The organism is Nostoc sp. (assembly GCF_036916575.1).
Classification (GTDB): Bacteria; Cyanobacteriota; Cyanobacteriia; order Cyanobacteriales; family Nostocaceae; genus Nostoc.
The window spans coordinates 1-7,728 of record NZ_JBALGC010000046.1 but is presented as its reverse complement, the minus strand read 5'-3'; the positions used below and the strand labels follow the sequence as shown (position 1 = coordinate 7,728).

The 7,728-nt window shown below is 41.0% G+C and carries 7 protein-coding genes and 4 pseudogenes; 4 read left to right on the top strand and 7 right to left on the bottom strand.

Annotated features, from left to right (window positions below; translation table 11 throughout):
• Nucleotides 1-177: 177 nt before the first annotated feature.
• From V7L29_RS11620 to V7L29_RS11610, 3 genes and pseudogenes are all read right to left on the bottom strand, one after another.
• A pseudogene (locus V7L29_RS11620) lies at nt 178-995 on the bottom strand (IS5 family transposase).
• Between the two features lie 251 nt (nt 996-1,246).
• Nucleotides 1,247-1,498 (bottom strand): annotated as a pseudogene (locus tag V7L29_RS11615) (IS701 family transposase); the annotation flags it as partial.
• A gap of 63 nt (nt 1,499-1,561) precedes the next feature.
• Nucleotides 1,562-2,551 (bottom strand): adenosine kinase, encoded by a 990-nt coding sequence (locus V7L29_RS11610; protein WP_334735556.1) that lies wholly within the window; start codon nt 2,549-2,551, stop codon nt 1,562-1,564.
• 646 nt (nt 2,552-3,197) lie between these two features.
• Here V7L29_RS11610 and V7L29_RS11605 point away from each other — a divergent pair.
• On the top strand, nt 3,198-3,458 hold the full coding sequence (locus tag V7L29_RS11605) for a hypothetical protein (RefSeq protein WP_334735555.1): 261 nt from the start codon (nt 3,198-3,200) through the stop codon (nt 3,456-3,458).
• Nucleotides 3,459-3,575: 117 nt separating this feature from the next.
• Here V7L29_RS11605 and V7L29_RS11600 read toward each other — a convergent pair whose 3' ends face one another.
• On the bottom strand, nt 3,576-4,214 hold the full coding sequence (locus V7L29_RS11600) for a histidine phosphatase family protein (protein WP_334735554.1): 639 nt from the start codon (nt 4,212-4,214) through the stop codon (nt 3,576-3,578).
• Nucleotides 4,215-4,518: 304 nt separating this feature from the next.
• On the opposite strand from V7L29_RS11600, the gene V7L29_RS11595 reads away from it, so the two are divergent.
• Nucleotides 4,519-4,716 carry a hypothetical protein gene (locus V7L29_RS11595; RefSeq protein ID WP_334735553.1) on the top strand — a complete coding sequence of 66 codons (198 nt, stop codon included), beginning with the start codon at nt 4,519-4,521 and terminating at the stop codon, nt 4,714-4,716.
• Nucleotides 4,717-4,928: 212 nt separating this feature from the next.
• Nucleotides 4,929-5,817 (top strand): annotated as a pseudogene (locus tag V7L29_RS11590) (IS5 family transposase).
• Nucleotides 5,818-6,012: 195 nt separating this feature from the next.
• Here V7L29_RS11590 and V7L29_RS11585 read toward each other — a convergent pair.
• Complete coding sequence (locus V7L29_RS11585) at nt 6,013-6,162, bottom strand: hypothetical protein (protein ID WP_334735552.1); 150 nt, start codon at nt 6,160-6,162, stop codon at nt 6,013-6,015.
• Nucleotides 6,163-6,296: 134 nt separating this feature from the next.
• Here V7L29_RS11585 and V7L29_RS11580 point away from each other — a divergent pair, with 134 nt between their 5' ends.
• Nucleotides 6,297-6,605 carry a Cas10/Cmr2 second palm domain-containing protein gene (locus tag V7L29_RS11580; RefSeq protein WP_334735551.1) on the top strand — a complete coding sequence of 103 codons (309 nt, stop codon included), beginning with the start codon at nt 6,297-6,299 and terminating at the stop codon, nt 6,603-6,605.
• Nucleotides 6,606-6,730: 125 nt separating this feature from the next.
• On the opposite strand, the gene V7L29_RS11575 is transcribed toward V7L29_RS11580, so the two are convergent.
• Nucleotides 6,731-7,531, bottom strand: a complete 801-nt coding sequence (locus tag V7L29_RS11575) for an IS5 family transposase (protein WP_334735550.1) — start codon at nt 7,529-7,531, stop codon at nt 6,731-6,733.
• An 11-nt stretch (nt 7,532-7,542) separates the two neighbouring features.
• Nucleotides 7,543-7,662: pseudogene (csx18, locus tag V7L29_RS11570) on the bottom strand (CRISPR-associated protein Csx18); the annotation flags it as partial.
• Nucleotides 7,663-7,728: the final 66 nt, after the last annotated feature.

Sequence of the window (7,728 nt, the reverse complement as noted above, 5' to 3'; positions counted from 1 at the left end):
TCTTCAGTTATTAACTAAGAACTGGAACAGTGTTTTATGTCAAAAATTTTAGTGAACGATCGCCTGATAATACTTAATCGAAAAAATTGATGAATTTTACTATCTTAATTGCCAAAAACTGAAATTAAAATAAGCCACAATTATACCACAAAATATTTATGCAAGAGTTCTAATCAATTAAGCAAGTCTTCTAAGCATTAACCGAATCATTGCAACCTGCACAAATGTTTCATGGGTTTGCGGTAAAATCTCGTAGTCCTTACTCAAACGACGACACCAATTGAACCCTTCCATTACTACGTTCGACAACCCAACGTCTGGGCAGAAGCACAAAGCCTTTGGCATCAGTTGGACGGCGTACAACAAAAGAAAATCCATCGATAAGTGTCCATCACCCATTTCATAAACCCCTCACCTTGATACCCAGCATCAACCCAGATCAAAACGAGACGGTTTAAGCGATGCCTACGGCGGGCTACGCCTACGCCGATTCGCTTGCTAGCATTAGCAAACAATTTCTTTGCACCAGCTTGATCTGATTCAGATGCAGAAGTCACTATCACCATCAAAACTAGTCCAAGAGTATCAACCAGAAAATGCCGCTTACGTCCTTTAACCCGCTTGCCAGAATCAAAACCGACATCTTGTGACACCATCGTTCCCATCTCTACCGATTGACTATCTACTATTGCTGCACTGGGATTTGGTTGACGGTCTTCAAGCACACGTACCCATTGTTGTAGTTTATGATTAATTTTTTCCCATGTCCCATCCAAACGCCATTTGCGCAAGTAATAGTAAACAGTTTGCCAGTTCGGAAAATCGCGTGGTAGCATTCGCCACGCACAACCTGCACACAAAATGTAGAAAATACCGTTAATTACTGCCTGTAAATCAACTGAACGAGGACGACAGGCTGTATTTTCAGGTGGGATAAGAGTTGATAATAATTCCCATTGTTCTGAGGTAAGGTCACTTGGATGTGATTTAAACATGGCTCTTGTAACGCTGTCGCATTTTTATCTACTGACAGAATATCGTTACTAGAGCTTTTTTTAACTTTCCAAACATCCTCTAACAGTACTTGTAGTATCAGCTTTAACAGTGACCAGTGACCAGTTATCAGTTATCAATGATGTATTTCTAAGCTCTTTGAAGTCCCCGACTTCAAAAAAGTGGTAGGTTTAAGTCTCTTGTCTTACCCCAACTCAAACTGTGATAACTGGTAACTGGTAACTGATAACTGGTTTAATCTCGCTTCCCTCAATTGCTCAACTTCCCACGGTGATTCTGTCAAGAAATGCAATAGCCCTTGCTCATCGCTTAAGCCCCACGCGTGATATTGCTGGTAGATTTTGCGTTTAATATCGGAAATCATCCCTACGTGAAGATATTTAAACGCCTCAAAACTTCTGACCTCTGGAAATAGTTTTCTATACCATTCACAGTAATCGTCAACAAATTTGATTGTTTCGACAGGCTTTCTTGCCTCAAACATAGACTGAACAAAGCTTTGCGTCACTTCACTCATTTATTCTCTCACGAGAGTGATGGAAGAGCGCTAAGCTGTAACTAATGCCTTTAATTCCTCAGTTTTTAATCTTGGCCCATAGGATGTAACAATCTTAGAAGCTGCGGCTGATGCTAATTTTCCGGCTTCTTCATAGCTCATACCTTGGGTAATTCCATAGAGAAAAGCTCCTGCATACATATCTCCTGCTCCCACTGTATCTACAGCTTTTACTTGAGGTGCAGCAATTTCGATTAATTTCTGACCATCAAATATTACTGAACCCTTTGCACCGCGAGTAATGGCAAATTTCTTACTCAGGGTTTTTAGTTTCTCTACAGCTACTTGAAAATCTTGTGTATCTGCTAGTTCTAATGCTTCACTTTCATTAGCAAAAATTAAGTCTAAACCAGGCCCAATGATGTCTAATAAACCATCTTTAAAAAATTTCACCATATTGTAATCAGATAGGGACATGGTGGTTTTTACTCCCGCTTTTTCAGCTATTTCTCTAGCCTTTATAGCTGCTTCTTTTCCTGTGGAAGAAGTCACTAAATATCCTTCGATATATACATATTCTGAATCAGCAATCATTGATGATACTAATTCTTGTGTAGAAAGTTCTCCAGTAATTCCCAAAAATGTATTCATGGTGCGATCTGCATCGGGAGTTACTAACACCAAACATTTACCTGTAATTCCTGATTGGCGGTCGCCATTTTTTAAGTTGGTATCTACCTGAAAGTTAAGTAAATCTTCGATGTAAAAGTCTCCAAATTCATCATTAGCCACTTTACAGGAATAAAAAGCTTTTCCTCCTAGTTGACTAATTGCCACTATTGTGTTTGCCGCTGACCCTCCACAACTCTTATGGCAATGAAGATTTTTGAGATTTTCCAAAATATAATTTTGACTCTCTTCATCTAGGAGTGTCATTACACCTTTATCAATCTTTAACTCTTGTAGTAACTCTAGAGATACTTCGTATTCTATATCTACTAAGGCATTACCGACACCATAAACATCATATTTCTTACCCATTGTTTACCTCCAAGAATAATTTCTGTCTGACTTGAACAAAATTGATGATAACAGATAGGCAGCAGATAAGAGTTGCTTGGTCATCATTTCGTAAACCCGCATTTTTTCATGGTCTTTGAGCTATAGACAGCAGTTTTATCGGGAGCAAAGAAAATTCTAGCTCAAAGCAGGGCAAACGCATCTAAATTACTCTTGATCACAACGAAGGTTAAAAACCAACGAAAAAATCTTTCCTTTCGCGTTTGATTTGTTTTCCAAGCCCAAAGCGATGCCTGCGGCGGGCTACGCCAACGCCAAAATCTTTGTCAATAAGCAGCGATTAATGCGACTATTTTTCAGCTTATTGATAATCAAAGGGTCTTGTTGACATAATGTGTTTGCCTTGTAGATAAAAAACGGTAGGTTAATTAAAAATCTACCGTTTTTTTTAAGGTTAATTAAAAATCTACCGTTTTTTTTAATTTTAAATTTCTATTTTTTATTTAGCCAAAAGCTAATTGCTTGGCATACTCTTGTGCTTCATCTCCAGATAAAGGCTGAAAATTTATAATTAGCGCTGCTGCATGATTTCCTTCGGCGCTAAAAAGCAGGAATAACAATAAGGTTCAGGTAGTCCTGGCTCTTTCATTTCTGCTATCCACACCCCATGACCAACATCCACAACCTCGGCATGACCGATACCGAGTATGCCCAGCTACTAACCCAAGGCTACGACCCCAACCTAGAACACCAATTGCTAGAGCAGGCGCGAGAGCTTAGACCAAGCCCGAAAGCTAGCCCAAGTAGTGGGGCTGACCAAAGACAAACCACCCCAGACAAACGAGGAGTGGGAAGAATTTATAGCAGTTTGGGGGGATTAGTTGTGGGGGAAATCGGGCGTTGGGGCGATCGCTCCCCCAATTCTTAGAGGAAACTTCGAGTAATGCCTACGATGGGCGGGTACGCCATCGCACTAGAGGAAAACGAAAGAGCGATCGCCCAGCCCACCCAATCTTGACTCACAGAACTAATTGAAAAATGCCTATTATGTTCCCGGACGAGAGCGAATACGATCGGGTATATGATGGCGATCACCTAATATTTCTAACTTTGGGCCATTAACGTCAAATTTAACTATACTTACCGACGCGACCAAAATATTCACCCGATAGCGATAGCGTCCCAAATCAATTCCCAGTAAACTGCAAAGCAGAATCCGAATCGTGGCTTTATGGGAAACTACTAAAACATTACCTTGAAGATGTTTTTCTTGAATTTCAGCAATTACAGTCATAGAACGGTTAGCAATATCTACCGCAGTTTCTCCACCTAGTGGTGCATTCCAAGCGGGTTCTGTCAACCATTTTACATAGTTTTCTGCGTAATTCTCTTTGACAAACGATTTACTCAAAGTTTCCCAACAGCCGTAACTACCTTCTCTAAGTCCGTCACGCAACTGCATATCCATACCAATAGCATCACAAAATGGCTTAGCAGTTGCAATTGTGCGCTTCATTGGGCTAACATAAACAGCCTCCCACAACAAGCTTTGATAAACATCGGCGAAACTCTCTGCCATCTGCATCCCTTCAGAAGTCAACTGGGCATCAGTTTCACCGCAGAAATTACCACTTTGACTAAAAGTAGTTTCTCCATGTCGCAGTAAATATAAATTGAGTGTCATAGCTTGTATTACGATTGGGATACTCCCGTTTGTGCAAACATAAAATACCATCAATCTCGTAATTGAGTCTGTGACACCAGGACAAAGTAATCAACCAAAAAAGTCAATCAACCACAAACTTTTGTCAACGAGATCAAAAGTAGCGGTAAGAGCTAGTACTCTAGTTTGAGCCGGGATACGGATACCGTTGGCGAATCCCTCAAACAGCTAAATTGAACTGCTCCTTGAGCTTTCTGAGCAATTTTATACCCAGATACAACATTCCCCAACTTCAGTTCATTCCGATGCTACACATATCTCCATCATGATATGCGATCGCCTAGCTTGGACGGGTACGCCATCGCACATTCACTATGTATTTTCTAGTACATTACTAGCCAGTTGTAGCGTTCGCGCAGCGTCTCGTAGAGAAGCGATGAACGAGCGCTGTGGGCTGCTGAGTTCTTCTACAGCATTGGGTCAACTTAGGCGATTTGTGGCTGTTCTATTGATATTTAATTAAAACTGCAAAACAGAGAGTTGTGATGCCAAATTGCCAGAATTTTTGAACTTCAACTTTTTTTTAGAGGAAAACTAACAAGCTATGCTTCTTCAAAGCCACCCAAAAGGCGATCGCACTCTGGATCGCCTTTGACTCTAAGAAAAATTGTTAATTAGACCTCTTGCAAAAGTCATAGATGTGTGAGACAAGTAAGTGAGAGTGAGGTAGCATCTATGACCTACGAACAGGTAAAGAGCCTAAAGCCAGAAGACTTTAAACGCTTATGTGGTCTACGTCCGGATACTTTTAACCAGATGCTGGAAGTAGTGCGATAAGCCTAACGGCATGGCTTCGCTTACCGCATAGTCAGCAAAAACAAAAAACAGGACGACCAGGTAAATTAAGCTTGGAAGACCAGTTATTGATGACATTGGAATACTGGAGCGGAGCCGGAGACGCTCCGTCTCCGGAGAATACCGTACGTACTTTCATATTGGTCAATCGTGGGGAGTAAACGAGTCTACAGCGTACCGAATTATCCGAAAAATAGAAGATACGCTGACTAAATCTAGGGCGTTCACCCTTCCAGGGAAGAAAAAATTGGCTAGTTCTAATTATTAGTTAGAAGTAGTAGTGGTTGATGTAACAGAAAGTCCTATTGAACGTCCTAAAAAAAAAAACTTTGACAGTGGGAAAAATAAACAGCATACATTGAAGTCACAAGTAATAGTAGACCAAGCGAATGGTCAAATCATCTGTACCGCTCATGGTAAGGGTAGAGAGCATGATTTTCGTATATTTAAAAATAGTAAAGTTAGATTGAGAGAAAACATAGAGTGCTTTGGAGATAAAGGTTATCAAGGCATTCAAAAGCTGCATAGTAATAGTCGAATTCCAAAGAAAAAAACCAGAGGGGGTCAATTAAGTTATCAAGAGAAAAAGAGTAATCAAGAATTAGCCAGAATTAGAGTTTTAGGTGAGCATGTAAATCGAAAGTTGAAGGTGTTTAAAATTTTGTCCCTTACTTATAGAAATCGTCGAAAAAGATTTAGTTTAAGGTTTAATCTGATTGCTGCTCTCTACAATTACGAGCTTCATCTCCCTCAAACTGAATCTTCTTGAGCGACTTTTGCAAGAGGTCTATTGAGTGTAGCCGCTATCCCACTCCACTACTTCGGCGTTGGAGTCTTCACGGAAGTCCAAACAACTATTCCCCTGTGGTCCTGCTGGGTGAAAGGCACAGACGAGATGGGGGTCATGGGAGTAAAGGAGGCAGCGATGCCTACGGTGTTTGCTAGCCTACGCACTGGGGAATTTTCATAGTACCAGTGTACTGCTTTGAAGCAAGCGATATCTACGATAAGCTCCGCTAACACCACATGTAAGGGCGGGTACGCCATCGCTCCAGGGGTGCAATTTTTCCTCGCTTGTATTTTTTAAGGGCGATCGCTCGAAAGGAATTTTCATAACATCAACTTCTTGCTATCGCTCCGTGTCATTGCTTTCCCATTTTCTTAGAGGAAAGGGGCGATCGCTCCAGAAGTGTAACTTTTCCTCTGGTGCGGACACTACGTGAACGCTTGTATTTTCTAAGAGACCGTATGGGCCCAGCTACTCACGTAGGACTCAATCGTGCTTTGTTAGATTTTTCTAATCGCCTTGTACCTTATATAACTGAAAAGCGTTTTTGTGGCAAAGTTATCTACAGTGGTGGTGATGATGTGATGGCAGTACTACCCTTGGAAAATTTGCCTGAATATCTGTTATCAATACGAGCAGTTTGGTGTGGTAGCAAAGACCCATTTAATGAGTTTGATAATCAAAATATATACGGAAAATCAACTGGATACTGGCAACCGAAACTAGAATCGTGTGCGAGTACGATTGTGGATTACTTATCAAAATATTAGTGTTCAAAACACAAAACATGGTTTCCTAGAACGTCCATTTCAAAAAGAAAGCCGCATATATATGCGGCTTTTGTTTAAAGCATCTGTTAGAGGATGTCTGAAAAGTTTTTGATAGGTGATTTTAATCACGCAAGTTGTTTGAGCATCAGACGAATCATAGCAATGTAAACGAAGGTTTCTGTCGTTTCCGGTAAGATTTCATAATCCTTACTTAATCGCCGACACCAGTTAAACCAACCAAAAGTTCTCTCAACAAGCCAGCGTTTAGGTAGTACAACAAAACCCTTCTGTTCTTCGTGACGGGTAACAACACTTAAAATCCATCGATAGACATCAATGACCCAATGCTGAAAATTTTGCCCGCGATATCTGCCATCAACCCAAATCGTAATTAAACGATGAAAGCGATGCCTACGGCGGGCTACGCCTACGCGGACTTGATCGAGCTTGGAAAAAACTTGTTTGGCACCTGCCTGTTCGCTAACACTGGCAGCAGTGATGACGACAACTATTAGTAAACCCAGTGTATCAACTAGTATATGGCGTTTGCGTCCCTTAATCTTTTTGCCAGAGTCATAACCAACTTCCTTAGATACCATTGTTGCTGTCTCAATGCTTTGGCTGTCCATGATCGCCTCGCTGGGGGATGCTTCTCGGTTTTGACTTATGCGTAACCGCTCGTGCATTTCTTGCCATGTTCCATCTTTTCGCCATTGCCGGAAGTAATGATACACAGTTTTCCACTTGGGAAAATCATTTGGGAGCATTCGCCATGCACAACCAGCACACAAGATGTATAAAATGGCGTTGACGATCGCCTGCATATCGACGCGACGCTTTCGACCACCAGTTTTTGGCTTAGGAATTAGCCCTGATAGTAGTTTCCACTGTTCTGAAGTCAGATTACTTGGGTACGATGGATTCATGGCTCTCGTAACGCTGTCATACTTAAGGCTATTGTAACCAAAATTGTGTTAATAATTACTGCTGCTAGTCCTAGTGGTGCAATTAACAGGATAATTAGTGTAATAGAACTCTTGCAAAAGTTTTCTATGATCTAATTAAGGGTTAGATTTCTTTGTGATTAGGACTTGAATTAGCAGTGAAATTTTGGAGAGCCAAG